This is a genomic window from Anabaena sp. FACHB-1237, from assembly GCF_014696225.1.
GTDB lineage: Bacteria > Cyanobacteriota > Cyanobacteriia > Cyanobacteriales > Nostocaceae > FACHB-1237.
Map to the genome: position 1 here is coordinate 1 of NZ_JACJPV010000032.1, position 14,256 is coordinate 14,256.

At 34.8% G+C, this 14,256-nt stretch carries 11 protein-coding genes; all 11 read right to left on the reverse strand.

All coding sequences use genetic code 11. The features are described 5' to 3' along the window. Window positions 1–137: 137 nt before the first annotated feature. Window positions 138–332 (reverse strand): NAD(P)H dehydrogenase subunit NdhS, encoded by a 195-nt coding sequence (locus H6F32_RS14925; protein ID WP_190370105.1) that lies wholly within the window; start codon window positions 330–332, stop codon window positions 138–140. Between the two features lie 286 nt (window positions 333–618). Beyond that, window positions 619–1,929 carry a rod shape-determining protein RodA gene (rodA, locus tag H6F32_RS14930; RefSeq protein WP_190370106.1) on the reverse strand — a complete coding sequence of 437 codons (1,311 nt, stop codon included), beginning with the start codon at window positions 1,927–1,929 and terminating at the stop codon, window positions 619–621. 113 nt (window positions 1,930–2,042) lie between these two features. Further along, window positions 2,043–3,119: an Mrp/NBP35 family ATP-binding protein gene (locus tag H6F32_RS14935; protein WP_190370107.1), complete on the reverse strand. Its 1,077-nt coding sequence runs from the start codon at window positions 3,117–3,119 to the stop codon at window positions 2,043–2,045. A gap of 331 nt (window positions 3,120–3,450) precedes the next feature. After that, entirely contained in the window at window positions 3,451–4,314 is an 864-nt protein-coding gene (locus H6F32_RS14940; protein WP_190370108.1) for an aminotransferase class IV, read from the reverse strand. Window positions 4,315–4,333: 19 nt separating this feature from the next. Beyond that, window positions 4,334–6,499 carry an aminodeoxychorismate synthase component I gene (pabB, locus tag H6F32_RS14945; RefSeq protein WP_190370109.1) on the reverse strand — a complete coding sequence of 722 codons (2,166 nt, stop codon included), beginning with the start codon at window positions 6,497–6,499 and terminating at the stop codon, window positions 4,334–4,336. 236 nt (window positions 6,500–6,735) lie between these two features. Then, on the reverse strand, window positions 6,736–7,398 hold the full coding sequence (locus H6F32_RS14950; protein WP_313926650.1) for a hypothetical protein: 663 nt from the start codon (window positions 7,396–7,398) through the stop codon (window positions 6,736–6,738). A gap of 16 nt (window positions 7,399–7,414) precedes the next feature. Continuing rightward, complete coding sequence (locus H6F32_RS21110; RefSeq protein WP_313926651.1) at window positions 7,415–7,573, reverse strand: hypothetical protein; 159 nt, start codon at window positions 7,571–7,573, stop codon at window positions 7,415–7,417. A 120-nt stretch (window positions 7,574–7,693) separates the two neighbouring features. After that, on the reverse strand, window positions 7,694–8,500 hold the full coding sequence (locus tag H6F32_RS14955; protein WP_190370110.1) for an inositol monophosphatase family protein: 807 nt from the start codon (window positions 8,498–8,500) through the stop codon (window positions 7,694–7,696). A 220-nt stretch (window positions 8,501–8,720) separates the two neighbouring features. Beyond that, window positions 8,721–10,145 (reverse strand): BCD family MFS transporter, encoded by a 1,425-nt coding sequence (locus H6F32_RS14960; protein WP_242031150.1) that lies wholly within the window; start codon window positions 10,143–10,145, stop codon window positions 8,721–8,723. 279 nt (window positions 10,146–10,424) lie between these two features. After that, on the reverse strand, window positions 10,425–11,300 hold the full coding sequence (locus H6F32_RS14965; RefSeq protein ID WP_190370111.1) for an MBL fold metallo-hydrolase: 876 nt from the start codon (window positions 11,298–11,300) through the stop codon (window positions 10,425–10,427). A 182-nt stretch (window positions 11,301–11,482) separates the two neighbouring features. Continuing rightward, on the reverse strand, window positions 11,483–12,280 hold the full coding sequence (gene surE, locus H6F32_RS14970) for a 5'/3'-nucleotidase SurE (RefSeq protein ID WP_190370112.1): 798 nt from the start codon (window positions 12,278–12,280) through the stop codon (window positions 11,483–11,485). Window positions 12,281–14,256: the final 1,976 nt, after the last annotated feature.

The window sequence follows — 14,256 nt, forward strand, 5'->3', positions numbered from 1 at the left end:
CTGAGTCTTTCCATTGCTAGTCTTAGCTTGTATCTAAGTCGTTTGAATTTGTGTCCAATACTTAGATCATGTTTTGATTTAAGTTTATCAAGATGTGAGCAAAGTTTGGCTATTTTGCTGAAATCTCCCTATATTATTTACTTACCTTTTTTAGCCGCAATGGTATCAACGAGTTCTAATTCTGGTAAGCGGAAAGTGATAATTTTATCCCAATTACCACCTTCAAATAATACAGCCACTTTACCATCACTTACCCGTTGTACAAGTCCTTCATAGCGATAATAAGTATCTGCGGGGTTTTTTACACGAACAGTAGCACCAGGTAGGATCATTTTTTTAGCCTCGTTTGTTAGTTGTTAGTAATTAATTTGGCAGTCAGCTTATAGCTTACGCCACGCTACGCCAACAGCTATCAGCGTTGGGCCGTATTTTTATCATGTATGTAAGTTGCTTGTGAGATGTTAGGCGGAATTTTCATCACCAATACAATAATAGAATATCCGATACAAAAAAGCTAACTAATGCTAACAAAAGTTCGCTTTTTCTTCATGCTTTATCCTAGAAGTGTCAGCACTATCTAGTCCACAGGTTAACACGGTTAATCTAACCCATCAGCAATTACCATCTTTGACGATAACGGTGATTAGCTACAGATTCTACAATGCCTATAGCAATGAAATTTGTCAACATTGCCGAACGTCCGTAACTCATCCAAGGTAAAGGAATACCTGCTACTGGTGCTAACCCTACAGTCATAGCTACATTAACAATAAGTTGAAATAGGATCATGGACAAAACACCGATGGCTAAAAGAGAACCAAAGTTATCTTTAGCAGTTTTGGCAATATGTAGCAATCGTAAACAAATCCCACAAAATACAGCTAATACAATTAAACATCCAAATAAGCCAAACTCTTCTGCTACAGCAGAAAATATAAAATCTGTATGTTGTTCAGGAACAAAGTTTAATTGAGTCATGGGACCTTTGAATAAACCCCAACCCCAAATTTCCCCTGAACCAATAGCAATACGAGATTGTATTAAATGATAACCTGCACCTAGAGGATCGTGATCAGGATTAATAAAGACACTTAACCGATCTTTTTGGTAATCTTTTAGTACATGATTCCATGCGAAAATTCCTAGTTCTCCACCTAACATATTTAATAACCAACAACTTATAGCACTAATGCCAAAACTTTTCCAGGGTAAGGTTTTCCAACCAATTATGGCCATTGTACCTGCCCAAATCAAACCTAGTGGAGTAATGGCAATATCTTTCAGTATAAATATTGATTGCGGAAGTGGCCAAGATATGCTAAACATAATCGCAGCTACTATAGGGGAAATTAATAAGATTAACCAGCCTGGGTTAGCATTTGCCCAATAAAGCATTCCAATAACGATAGCAGCAAATACTAATGAGGTAGCTAAGTCTGGTTGTAGGAAGACTAAAGCCCAGGGAGTGGCGGTAATGAGTAAGACTCGAAAGAAACTGTCAAGGGTGGAAGCTGTGCGTTTATGGAGTAATGCGGCTATGGTAATAATGACACCGATTTTAGCAAATTCTGAAGGTTGTACGTTAAAGCCAAAAATTGGTATCCAGCGTTGTGCGCCTTTGGCACTTGTACCAACAATCATTACTGCAATTAAGCTGGCATTAGTTAAGGCATAGATAGTCCAATAGTAATTTAAAAGGTTTTCGTAGCGAATGCGAGCAATAAAGAGGGCAATAATTGAACCAATAATTGCTACTAACCAATGCCACCACCAGTCAGTTACGGGCTGTTTAAGTTCAGTACTAAGAATCATTAAGCCACCAAACATACTTACAGCTATTGGTAAAATAAATAGAAGTATATCTACTTGTTGCCAAGGTTTAAGCCAATATTGCCAAGAAAATTTAGAGCGTAAAGGTTTAAGTAGCATTTTAAGGTAAGTAGATCAAGGAGTCACCAAGTCAATTCAGTAGGGGTTTAGCAGTGCTAAACCCCTAAATGGAGTTAGGAGTCAGTTTTGTATTTTAAGCCAATAGATGATAGCTAAACTGAACTTAAAGCCATCACAGAAATTTTTGCTGCTACTGTTTGCGCGATCGCTTTTAAAGCCTTTGCAGAAGCAGAATTAGGTTCAGATACGACAATGGGTACACCATGATCACCACCAATTCTGGTAGAAATTTCTAAGGGTACACATCCTAATAAGGTAATTTCTAACTCGGAAGCAGTTTTTTCTCCACCTCCTGAACCAAAAATATCGTATTGCTTATCAGGTTGATCTGGAGGAATAAAATAACTCATATTTTCCACAATACCTAAAATGGGAACATTCATTTGTTCAAACATCCGTAAACCTTTACGAGAGTCTAACAAAGCTACATTCTGTGGTGTTGTCACAATGACAACGCCAGCCATCGGCACAGATTGAGTTAAAGTTAATTGTGCATCACCTGTTCCTGGTGGCATATCTACTATTAAATAATCTAACTCTCCCCACTCCACTTGATACAAAAATTGACGAATTACTCCGTTTAACATCGGTCCTCGCCAAATCACAGGCTGATCTCTATCTATTAAAAAGCCCATAGATACCAATTTTACACCATGATTAAAAGCAGGTTCTAAAATCTCTCCTGCATCTGTGGAACGTACCGCTATTTCAACATCACTCAACCCTAACATGGTGGGATCATTTGGTCCGTAAATATCTGCATCTAATAAGCCAACTTTAGCTCCTGTTTGTGCTAAAGCTACTGCTATATTTACTGCTACTGTGCTTTTACCAACTCCACCTTTACCACTGGAAACAGCGATAATATTTTTTACTCCTTTGACACCAGTACGATCCGGTAAGCTCTTTTGTTGTGGTGTTTCTGCTGTCACTTCTACCTGAATATCTGTAACTCCAGGTAGTTTGTTAATGGCTTTTTTGCAGTCTTCAACAATAAATTCCCGCAATGGACACGCAGGAGTGGTTAACACTAAAGTGAAACTTACTTTGCCACCGTCAATTTTAACATTGCGAATCATGTTTAATTCTACCAGACTTTTGCGAAGTTCTGGATCTTCTACTGGTCGCAATACTTCTAGGACTGAGTGGGTATCAAGAATATCATACATGGGTGTTTACCGTTGCTGCCTTATATCAATCTTTAAAAAGTTGGCAAAAAATTTGCATTGTCATGTCTTTGCATCTTAACTTTTTTTGTGGATATCCCACTAGACATCTAGTGGTAATTAAATGTTCATAACCATTAAACTCCTTGTAAGCTGATGAGCAGCACTCTCTGCATAACTAAAAAACCTAAAATTAGTGTAGTGCAAGCATCTTGCTTGCATCTATTATTCAAATTAAAAGCACAACAGCTTATTAGGGACAATTCATGAATTGTCCCTACGATAATTTTCACTCCTATGTATACTAAATTTCTTGAATCACTCCAGGATATGATTATATTTGTAATTGATTCAATAAGTCTGTACCACATTCTAAATTAATTTTATTCAATATATGATTACGAATAATATTAATTCTATAATCTCTTTTGTTATGCCAATTCTGCAAATTAATAGTTGTGACATGACGTACTAACTTTACACTGTTTGTTAATAAAACAATATCGGCGGCCAATAGTTCATCCCACGTTAATGATCTCTCTTCAGCTTGAAAACCCATTGATTCGGCATCTTGTAAAATTAGGTGACGCATTATACCTGGCAATACACCGTCACTAACTGGCGATGTGACAAGTCTTGTATTGTATAAACAGAAAATATTTGCTGAGGTACTACATACTACTTTATTACTTGTGTTAAGCATGACTGCATCACTGTAACCTGCTTCTACTGCTTCCTGTAATGCCATAATTTGATCCAAATAACAGAGACTTTTGATCCGTGATAGTGGAGAATTTTCATTGCGTTTTATTGTAGATAGAAAAAGTTTGATAGGTTCGTAATTAAGGGGTTGCCAATTATTTACGGTGGCGATAATTGTTGGTTTAGGTGTAGATAATGATGGTAATAATCCTCGCTCCCCTATTCCTCGTGTGACGGTAATCCTGAGAATACCATGAGGGTTGGTTAATTGTGGAATAATTGTAGTAATGGCTTGATTAATGCGATCGCTGTTTATTGGTATTCTTAGTAAGTTACATCCTTGTTCTAGTCGTTGAAGATGTGCTTGTAGTTGAAATGGAGTATGATTGAAAATTGCTATTGTTTCAAATAAACCATCGCCTAATAAAAGTCCCCGATCTCGCAGATCGAATGGAACTACTGTTTCTTTGTATAATATACCGTTGATCCAAAGCATATCTTATTTATTTAAAAATCTAATATAAAGTACTTAACTGTTCATAATTAAGATCATTTGTGGTTTGTAACCCTAGCATAGAATATATATCTACTTCTGAATTTCCCTCTATAGTAATTACTAAAGCTTGAATTAGGGCTTTAGCTTTCAATAACGTTTCTTGAAATTCCATTTTTGGGTCAGAAAGTGCTATTACTCCACCACCAATACCTATAGATATATGTTCAGGAGTTAAAACTGCCGTGCGGATGACAATATTCAAGTCTGTACTACCATTTAACGCTAAAAAACCGATCGCTCCTGAATACACTCCTCTAGCTTCTTTTTCCAAGCGATCAATAATTTGCATAGTACGCAATTTTGGTGCACCAGTCATTGAACCTCCAGGAAAGCAGGACTGAATACAATCTATTGTTGTTAAGTCTGGTCTTAATTTTCCCTTTACCGTTGTTACTAATTGATGTACTGTTGCATAAGTTTCTACATCCATCAATTTTGGTACGGTAACACTACCAAGTTCACAAACCCGTCCTAAATCATTACGTAACAAATCTACAATCATCAAGTTTTCAGCCCGATCTTTGTCACTATGGTATAATTGGGTACGAAGGATAACATCTTCAGATGGGGTTTTACCTCGCGGAATTGTTCCTTTAATGGGTTTAGTTTCTACCCATTTTTCAGGATTAATTTTGAGAAAGCGTTCTGGAGAAGAACAGGCGATCGCTATTTCACCAAACCGTAAAAATGCTGAGTAAGGCGCAGGGTTAATGTGACGTAAATTACGATAAAATCCTAAAGGATCAAGAGTATGATAGCTGTGTAATTGATTTGTAAGACATACTTGATAAGTTTCTCCTTCGTAAATTTGCTGTAAACAGTGATCAATATCTTGGATATAAGTCTGATATGGACGATGTAAAGATAAATTAATAGACTGTTTATTTTCTTGATGGACTATCTTAGGTAGAGGATCAAGATTTGTTAATTGTTGTTCAATATTGTCAAACCAGGTTCCTGGAGAGGATGGTTCTCCTATTTTGATTAATTGCAACAAGTAAATACAATGTTCTTGATGATCAATAGCAATGAAGCGATCGGCAAACAAGAAAATAGCATCAGGTAAAGGAGAAAAATTGACTAATTGAGATCCGCATTCTGCTTTCAGTTCATAACCAAAATAACCCACAAACCCACAGTTAAAATCAAAAGGTAGTTCATCAGTGTAACAACGACGATATTCTATTTCCCTGTTAAGATAAGTGAAAATACTTTCATGACGACAAACTACTGTGTCTGATTGTGTAATTGTGAGTTTTTGCGTTTTGGTATAATAGCGAATTAATAAACTATGGGGACCACTGCCATCTCCCATAAACGAAAAACGAGATAAACCAGATTCTACAAGACTACTATCCAGCCAAAAAGAATTAGGTGCATCTCCAAAAATTTGGACAAATATTTTCTCAGTATCATGATAAACATTCAATTTACGAGTATATACTTGAAAATCCTGGGACTGTTTTGAGTAATGATGGCTATAAGACTTTTTATTATTATATCCTGTAAAATACTGCTGTCTTGTAATTTTACAATGGTGTTGTATAAAATTTAATGTTATATTTCTGAAATTTTCCAGTAATTTTTGACCATATTCTGTACAAATAGACTCTGGATGAAATTGTACACCCCAAAAAGGTAAATAGCGATGACGCAAAGCCATAATTAACCCTGTTTCTGTCCACGCAATTTTTTCCAAACAGTTCGGTAAGTCATCAGCAATTATTAAAGAGTGATAACGTACTACTGAAAATTGTTGAGGAATATCTGTAAATAATTGAGAACCATTATGGAAAATTTTACTAAGTCTACCATGTTGCACTTCGGGAGCATGAATTACCCTAGCACCGTGTAAATAACCTATTCCTTGATGTCCTAGACATACTCCCAGTAAAGGGATTTTAATATTCTTAATTATTTGTTGACAAACTCCAAAATCTGCTGAATTTTCAGGACGGCCTGGACCTGGAGAAATGACAATGTTATCAAAGGACATTTTGCTAATTTCGTCCCATTTTATCTGATCATTAGCAATGACTACAGGTGATTCTCCATTTACTTCCCCAATCATTTGGTATAGATTAAAGGTATAAGAGTCATAATTATCAATGATTAGTGTTCGCATAATTAAGTTACATTAAACCCTGTAGAGGGCAAGAATTTGTTACCTTACTTGACAAGGTTGAGTCTTTATATCAATGCGTTGTGTTCTGCTGTTGCTTAACTCAACCTACAAAGTTATAAAGTTGATCTTTCAGATTTTACATGAATTATCTGCTTTTTTGACAGGATGAGTTATATATACATAGAAGTTGGGTTATTTTTTGCAACCTAACTACAAAATACTGCTAAATTCACCAATTAATTAACCGTCAACTTAACTAACAACTCCTCACGAGAAAGCTGAGATAAATTCAATAATAAATCAGTTCTTTCTGTTAAAGGAAGTTCTATTATTCCATTCACAGCATTAGATAATTCCTCATCTAAATTACCAAAACGGGCTGTTAATAAACTCACAATTATTAAACGTAAACCCTGTTGTAAACCTTCTAATTTTCCCTCCTCACGCCATTCTTCCCGTTGTTTAAGATATGCTGGTGATAAAGTCATAATTAACTCCCTATCTTCATCAGTAAAATTAGTCTTCACTTCTATATTTTTACGCCATGATGCTAAAATTTCCAGTAGGTAATGCCATTTTTTATTCTCTGTAGATACTTTAATTAATTCTTTGACTCCTTGGGTTTGAGTCTTCCCTTTTCCTAACACTGTTAACCAAAATGTGTCTTGATTTACTGGTAATTCATTAAGAACTACAATAGCTGTCTTTTGTGCTTCAGGTAGAAAATAAATTACCTTACACCACTCATCATCTTCTTCAGCCCGAAATGCTGCTAGTTTTTCTTCTGAACAAGTTGGTGTTAAAATCCATAAAAATGCTAATTCTTTCTCTAATATTTTTCTTCCTTCCCTTTTTGCTTGTCTGAGTAATTCGCCATGTACACTATATAATTTTAGCATACAATTTCTAAATGGTTCAATTAGACATTTTCTCAGTAGGAGTTCCTGGACTAAACCATATATCTATTTCTCTCACTTGACTTTTAACATTTTTATCTATTTCTACCATGCCTAAACATTTGAGTAATTCCTCTAAATATTCCTTGGCAAATTGGTCGTGAGGTTGTCTAGTCATGGTAATATTTTTTATCAAGATACAATAGGTAAAACTTGCTGAAAACGTTGACTTTGTTGGGTTAGAATATTGATTGATCTACAAACTTTTGTAAAACCTATTTAACCCAACCAGCAGTAATTACAAATTCAAGTTTTCTAAAAATGGTTGAAAATTAGTAATTAAATCTTCATAACTAAGTACAATAGTTGGAAAAGACTTACTACCATAATCAACACCAGATAATAATGGAAAGGGATCATCTTGTAAAGATTTCCAAGTACCACCAGCAGCTTTTAAAATTACCCAAGCACCTGCAATATCCCACACTTTTGGAGTTGCTTCTATACCTCCCAAAACTGCTCCCATGGCCACAGTTAAAAAATTATAACTAGCAACTCCTAACATCCTCAATTTACAAGGAAAACCCGCCTGAATAATAGCGGTACTTCGAGAACAAAGATTCAAAAAATGATTACCACTGATAGGATCTTTGCTAGTTTCAATTAAGCCATGATTTAAAAACGCTCCCGTTGGCATTTCTAAACCAGAATTACCACCCCAAAAACCATGAAAAACCTGATTTAAAGGTGGCATAAAAACATAACCAAAAACAGGTACACCATGATAAAGTAATCCTAGAGAAATTCCCCAAATGGGTATACCTCTAGTAAAATTGGTTGTACCATCTAAAGGATCAATTACCCAACACCAATCTGTACCGGGAAAAACTTGATTGTTCTCTTCGCTTAAAATACCATGATCAGGAAATGCTTTCATAATAGCATTAGTTATTTCTTGATCAGCCCATTTATCAGCTTGAGTTACTAAACTACCATCAGCTTTTTCTAAACCTTGTACTTTGCCAAAATCTAACATTAATTGTTTTCCCACTTTGTTAGTAGTGGTTACACAAAAGTCTAAAATCTCACTCCAAAAATCCTGCATAACTTAACCATTACTAATTATTTATCAACTGTAGGACTTACGCAAGTGTCACACTAAACAATCTGTTGAGTGGGTGCGTCAGATATCAAGAATTTGGTTATTTACATGATTTATAATGTCTGACGTGGTTGGTGAGCTTGTCGAACCAGACCCTACCAATGTACCAGTTGCCTAAGTCCTGAACTGTATCAATTATCAATTGTCAATTATTCATTGTCAATTAATCTAAATCACTTTCTAAAACTTTAGACAAAGCCTGTTTACCACTAGTTTTAAATTCAGCGACATTTACTTGATTTAAAAACCAAATTGATATGATCATTCCCGCAGCTTCTAAAGCAAAAACTGCACCGTAAGCTAAACTTAAATTACCTACAAAAATCTGTTTTCCTAAATCTAAAACACTACCACCAATTATAGTAGCAATACCCCTAGATATAGACTGTGCTAAACCCCATGCACCAATAAATGTACCCGCAGCTTCAGCTATGGTTAAATCTAACATTAAACTTACTGCACCAGTAGTTACAAAACCAGTGGATAACCCAAATATTACTAAACCAAACTTTAAATAATTACCATTGGCAGAAAATCCAGAAAAGCCCAATAATAAAGCGGAAAAAGCTACTAATAAACAACCTAGTTTTATTGTTCTTCTTTTACCTAAACGTGGTACTATGAAAAATCCGGTAATGCTATAGGCAATTAAAATTCCTGTACCATAAAAAACGTTTAATTTTGTACTTTCGGAAAATGGCATATTAAATACTTGTCCTGCATAGGGTTCTAAAATTGGATCTTGCATAAACAAGCTAATTGTCATCACTAATAAAAACATGAAAAATAGTCCAGTTTGTGGACTAGCTGTTAAAATTTTCCACGCTGTTTCTAAACTAATATTATCGTCTCTATTTTGAGAATTTGCCCTGATAAAAAATCGAGAATATTTTTTTTCTACCCCTACTGTAGCAATAAGCGATAAACAAAATACAATACTAGGAACTACTAAAAATAAGCGATTTATGGCAGTTTGTAAAGTTTCTAATGTTGTATTTCCATCCAATTGTTCTAACAAGCTAGAACTAATAATTGCGCCCACAATTATTCCTACCATTAACATAGACCATACAATTCCCACAACTTGAGAACGGTTATCTTCTTCAGAAATGTCTACTAATAAGGCTGCAAATGCTGTGCCACTAGCGCAAATTGCTAACCCATAAATACCAAATACTAAACTTAAAACTGCTAACCATCCGATACTTCCTAAATTCCAAACCCAAGTATTATTAATAGTGGCTACATTATTTAATTGCCACATTACTTGTATCATTAAATAAGCAGCGATCGCAAATATTGCTGCCCCAAACCAAATATAAAAAGTTCTATGATATCCTAACAATGGTTTACCATCAGAAAATTGCCCAAATAAAATTCTTGTTGGGGCAATAAAATAGGGTATTGCCAATATTAAACTGCCTATAGTTGCAGGAATTGCTATTTCTTTAATCATGACTCTATTTAACACTCCTAGAGTTAAAATAGACATCATACTTAAACCCATTTGAAATAATCCTAACCTAAACATTGTTAAAATGTTCACTGTTGGCACATCTAAAAATGTCTTTTGTTCATCAAAAGTCATAACCAATTTTTCCGTTATTTACACAATTGAATATCCCATTAAATAATATAAACCGAAAAACTAATTATTTCTACACAGACTTATATATAAATAGTAGGTATAAAAAAAGTTGACTATAATATATATTAGCGATCATTTCATAGTAAATAATTATTTTTAGCCTGTCTAAATATAAAACCTAGTACAGCTTGGCGTAAATAAAACAACCATTCTAAATTGTCCAAAAGCCTATACTGTCTTGGTTTTAACTTTTGACTTTCGCCCTGCGGTAGTAGTCACTCACTCATGAGTTTTATCAGGATCTTTAGTAGCTACTTCGAGAACTAAACCTTCTTTAGCCATAATTGCACCTGAAAATTTTGCTGCTGCTTGTTGGGCGATATTATCGAGAAAATCGTCATCATGGGATGGATCATGGTGATAAATAACCAGAGTCTTTACCTTAGCAGCTTCAGCCACTTTTATCGCTTCCTGCCATGTAGAATGTCCCCAACCAATTTTAGGCGAATTAGGAGAATTATATTCATCATCAGTATAAGTAGCATCATATACTAATACATCCGCATCACGAGCTAACCATAACACATTTTCATCCAAATGATGAGGATAATGTTCCGTATCAGTGATATATACTGCCGCACCGCCACGCCAATTTACTCGATATCCCACTGCTTCCCCTGGATGGTTGAGATGGGCAGTTTCCACCTCAATATCATCTATCTGTATGAGTTGTCCCGGTTTAATATCATGAAAACTTAAAGTAGACTGCATAATCTGTAAAGGTACAGGAAAATTAGGATGCAGCATTTGATCATTCAGACGCTGTTCTATAGTTGAACCATCAGGAGCGATCGCACCATAAATGTTAAACTTATTACCAGTAATAAATGCAGGTATAAAAAAAGGAAATCCTTGAATATGATCCCAGTGGGAATGGGTAAACAAAAGATGTCCTTCTACGGGCATTTGTGATAACAGCGACTGTCCTAATATATGAAGACCTGTACCACCATCAAATATCAATCTTTTACCACCGACTTGCATGGATATGCAAGGTGTATTACCACCGTAACGGACAGTATTTAAACCAGGACTGGGAATACTGCCCCGAACGCCCCAAAAATGCACTGTAAATTTATTTCCTATCCTAGTCATGAGTATTGTTTACTGAACGGTCAAATGATTAAAAAACATTAACAAACAAAATTTCTTAATTTTTTACTGTAAATCAGGTTTCAGATGATGAGGCTTTCTTCCATTTACGAATCCTATATATTTTACTATTATGGACTAAGTTTGAGTGTCATACATTTTATATTGTCAAAATTTACGGAAATTTACGGAAATTTAAGTTCATAATTAGATAATTTTTCCAGACCATTACCATAGGTCAAATTATACTGTAGTGGTGTAATACTAATATACTGTTCCTGAATGGCAACCACATCAATAGGAATATTTTGAGGCAAGTTTAAACCTATAGGTGGTTCAACATCTTCCAAAACCTCACCAGTTAACCAATAATAAGTTTTACCGCGAGGATCGACTCTTTTATCAAAAACATCTACATAACGTCGCACTCCTTGGCGAGTACAAACAACACCAGCAATTTCTGACCAAGGAACTGGAGGAACATTGACATTCAGTAACATTAATTCTGGTAAAGGTTGCTGGGAAATTCGTTTCACTAAAAGTTCAGCAAATTGAGCGGCAGTTTCAAAATTTTTGTAAGTATGACTAGTTAAACTAAAGGCAATACTGGGAATACCCTCAATTAAACCTTCCATAGCCGCAGAAACTGTTCCAGAATAAAGGATTTCTGTCCCTAAATTTGCACCTTGGTTAATTCCCGATAGTACCAACTCTGGTGGCCTATCTAATAAAGCCCATAATGCTAATTTTACACAGTCTGATGGTGTGCCATCACAAGCCCAGGCTTTTACGGTAGGATGAAATACAGACTCAATCATCTCAGCCCGAATAGGTTGTAGTAAAGTTAGTCCATGTCCAGTAGCTGATCTTTCCCGATCTGGACAAACCACAGTAACATCATGACCTGCTATAGCTAGAGTATTAGCTAAACTATGAATACCAGGGGCATAAATGCCATCATCGTTACTAATTAATAATCTCATTTGTCACCAGAAATAGTTATTGTAATTTGTGCAATACAAAACTCACACAAAATGCTCATATCTGAACAAATAGAGCAAATTTGATGTTTGCTTCCTGCTTCTTCCAAGGATCTTGTCCACAGGCCTAAATTCCGCACTTGCCGCACGTATTCGGTGTTCTAGGGCTTTTTTTAACAATATAGCAGGATTTTAATTATGATCTTTAATCTGCCGACAGCCATTATGGTCAGGACTTACACAACTGGCACATTGGTAGGGTCTGGTTCGACAAGCTCACCAACCACGTCAGACAGTATAAATCATGTAAATAACCAAATTGTTCATATCTGACGCACCTACTCAACAGATTTTTTAGTGTGACACTTGCGTAAGCCCTAATAGTAATTAATCTTTTCTACCTTACTACATAAGTTGGGGATCTTGCTGCTATGTCTGATATACCAATCCTAAATCATAATTATTCATGATCAAATACGTAATTAGTAAAAGATATTTTTAATATCCTACAAAGTTTGACTTTGTGGTTGAAGTGGTATATTGAGCGTAATCCATAGTCTTAACCATTAGTTGCATAAGACACAAACTTAATAACCGTATTTTCTTTAATTAGGATTGCTATAGTTAATTAAATGTGCATAACCACGAAACCCTTGTAGGGACAATTCATGAATTATCCCTACGATGATTTTCACTAGATGCTTATTAACTAGTACATTTACGTTTTCGTAAACAGTCCGTAGTTTGATCATCCCTGGACAATATATCTGCTGTTACTTTTAAATCAGTACTAGCAATCAATGTGATTTGAGTATTTTTTGTGACAAGCTCATAAACCGCAATACTAGAATGAGTGTTGCATAAATAGAATGACAACATCATCAATCCTATGGTAATGTTTTTTTTCATAGGTACATTTAAACAAACTTTTATTTGAGATAACGGTTCTAAATTGATGCCATCACGATAACCTTACATAAACTTTCTATTACAATAATATCTGTAAAAATTCGCACAAAAATCTGTCTGTAGAGTCTAATTAGATACTACAGAAGTGAAATTTTTCCTTCTATTATCGCTTACCTGCTTTGAGGTAAGAATATATTAAGTTTTATAGGTTATTAGCTGTTAATTGCTCAAATCAGCCATAACTAAACTGAACAATACCCCCCAGTAAGTCAATTTAGTTACAAGATAACAATCTATTTAATTATTCTCCTCTCAGTAGAAAGACCCGGATAAAAAAAATCTTTTTTACATTTATTTTTAAAAGATTCTACTTTAAATACAAGTTCTATAAAACACATAAACAATAAACTCTTTTAGACTGATGACTGAGTACAAGGTTCCCCAAATCTAAAAAATATTTCAAATTAATCCAAATCCCAGGCTGAAATAACACTAGTAATTCCAGTAATAATAATTTTATAACTAGATAACTAACAAGTAATTAAAATGTAATCAATTATGCTTACTACTCAGAGAATTATCGAACTAGGTCAAAATATATTACTGACATTTAATATCTGTTTTTATGCTAAATACTACAGTATATTTTTAGCTATACATAGGATAGCTAACCTATTTAATGACTATAACCGCTAGATAAATGTTGCTGTCTAATAGACATAGGAGTGAAAATGAATGTGGGACAATTTATAAATTGTCCCTACAATGATTTCAAACCACGCTTATGTAATTATCACAGAGGTATAATAAACATAATGTAAAACTCAGGTTACAAGTCAGTAACTTAGCCTGCCGTAAGCCATAGCTAGTGTAATAATGTGAGATCCTAACGTAGTTCTTACTTGGCTTCGCTAATGCACCTTTGCGCGAAATAAAAACTGTGGTTCATTTAGCTGAAAATAGATGTAAAGCTGAAAATAGATGTAAAATAGATATAAAAATACTACCTAGTTTATATAAATAAACTGAGTGTCAAATTACACAAAATCCACTTAAATAATAAGGGGCTT

Bases quoted from the DNA above. Each gene is read 5' to 3' on its own strand.
- H6F32_RS14925 (WP_190370105.1), bottom strand. From the start codon at position 332: ATGATCCTACCTGGTGCTACTGTTCGTGTAAAAAACCCCGCAGATACT.
- rodA (WP_190370106.1), bottom strand. From the start codon at position 1,929: ATGCTACTTAAACCTTTACGCTCTAAATTTTCTTGGCAATATTGGCTT.
- H6F32_RS14935 (WP_190370107.1), bottom strand. From the start codon at position 3,119: ATGTATGATATTCTTGATACCCACTCAGTCCTAGAAGTATTGCGACCA.
- H6F32_RS14940 (WP_190370108.1), bottom strand. From the start codon at position 4,314: ATGCTTTGGATCAACGGTATATTATACAAAGAAACAGTAGTTCCATTC.
- pabB (WP_190370109.1), bottom strand. From the start codon at position 6,499: ATGCGAACACTAATCATTGATAATTATGACTCTTATACCTTTAATCTA.
- H6F32_RS14950 (WP_313926650.1), bottom strand. From the start codon at position 7,398: ATGCTAAAATTATATAGTGTACATGGCGAATTACTCAGACAAGCAAAA.
- H6F32_RS21110 (WP_313926651.1), bottom strand. From the start codon at position 7,573: ATGACTAGACAACCTCACGACCAATTTGCCAAGGAATATTTAGAGGAA.
- H6F32_RS14955 (WP_190370110.1), bottom strand. From the start codon at position 8,500: ATGCAGGATTTTTGGAGTGAGATTTTAGACTTTTGTGTAACCACTACT.
- H6F32_RS14960 (WP_242031150.1), bottom strand. From the start codon at position 10,145: ATGACTTTTGATGAACAAAAGACATTTTTAGATGTGCCAACAGTGAAC.
- H6F32_RS14965 (WP_190370111.1), bottom strand. From the start codon at position 11,300: ATGACTAGGATAGGAAATAAATTTACAGTGCATTTTTGGGGCGTTCGG.
- surE (WP_190370112.1), bottom strand. From the start codon at position 12,280: ATGAGATTATTAATTAGTAACGATGATGGCATTTATGCCCCTGGTATT.